This is a genomic window from Mixta tenebrionis (assembly GCF_006517625.1).
GTDB lineage: Bacteria > Pseudomonadota > Gammaproteobacteria > Enterobacterales > Enterobacteriaceae > Mixta > Mixta tenebrionis.
Genome location: NZ_VHQI01000044.1, coordinates 1 through 1,104 on the forward strand (window position 1 = coordinate 1; position 1,104 = coordinate 1,104).

Sequence of the window (1,104 nt, forward strand, 5' to 3'; positions counted from 1 at the left end):
GCCGCGCTGGAAGAGCAGGCGAGTCGTCTCAGCCAGGCGGTATCGGTATTTAAGGTGCGTCAGAGCCAGGTTAAGCATACCGCTGCGCTGACAAAGCCAGCTTCCGCATCATCGCCCGCACCGGTAAAACCCGCGGCGTTAAAAGCCGCCGTCGCGCCCGCGGCGGATAAGCACTGGGAAACCTTCTGATCCCGGCGGATACGCTGTTTATCGTTGTTTATCGTTAGTCAATGCCGCCGTCCGGCGGCATCGTTCGTTCTTCGCATGGCGCAGAGCGCGCGCGCCAACCGACATTGTTAAGGTGATCGTCGTTAATTGCAGATAAGGATAAAGATCCGGTTTGCGATGCCGATAAATCTTGTCATTCCAACCACGCTTTAAGGTTCACCATGTTTAAGCATATTAAAGTTGTGACGGCGCTGATTCTGGTGCTGGCGATTTTCGCTGTACTGCAAATAGCCTCCAGCGGGCTGTTCTTTAACGCCCTGAAAGGGGATCGGGCAAACTTTGTTCTTACGCAGCAGATCCAGCGCGAGCAGATCAAGCTCAACGCCGCCTGGGTAGCGCTGATTCAGGCGCGCAATACCCTTAACCGCGCCGGTATCCGTTACATGCTGGACGCTAATCATATGGGCAGCGGCAGTACCGTCGCCGAACTGGTGGCGCTGGCGAATCAGCAGTTGAAAACGGCGGATAGCAGCTTTAGCGCCTATACCGCCGAGGTGCCGGACGAGGTAAAAAACCTGCCTTATCTGGTAGCGGTAAACGACAAATATAAGGTGCTGCACGATGCGCTGGGCGAGCTGGTACAGCTGCTGGGCGCCGGCGATCTGAAAGGGTTCGTCGATCAGCCGACGCAGGGCTTTCAGAACGATTTTGAAAGCGCCTATGCCGTCTGGGCGCAGACCACCAGCGGCCTGATGGCAACCGGGGCCGATCAGAATGAAGAAGCCTATCAGCGTGCGCTGTGGATTATCGGCATCGTGCTGCTGGTACTGGCGGCCATCGTGGCGCTGGCGTGGATGGGTATGCACCGTATCCTGCTCAGCCCGCTGAAAGCCGCCGTTGAACATATCCGTCATATCGCCAGCGGCGATCTGACGC

At 57.2% G+C, this 1,104-nt stretch carries 1 protein-coding gene and 1 pseudogene; both read left to right on the top strand.

Going from position 1 to position 1,104, the window contains the following annotated elements:
• Positions 1-189, top strand: a pseudogene (locus FKM52_RS21780) (methyl-accepting chemotaxis protein II); the annotation flags it as partial.
• A 200-nt stretch (positions 190-389) separates the two neighbouring features.
• A partial coding sequence (locus FKM52_RS21430) for a Tar ligand binding domain-containing protein (protein ID WP_181407969.1) occupies positions 390-1,104 on the top strand: 715 nt, incomplete at its 3' end.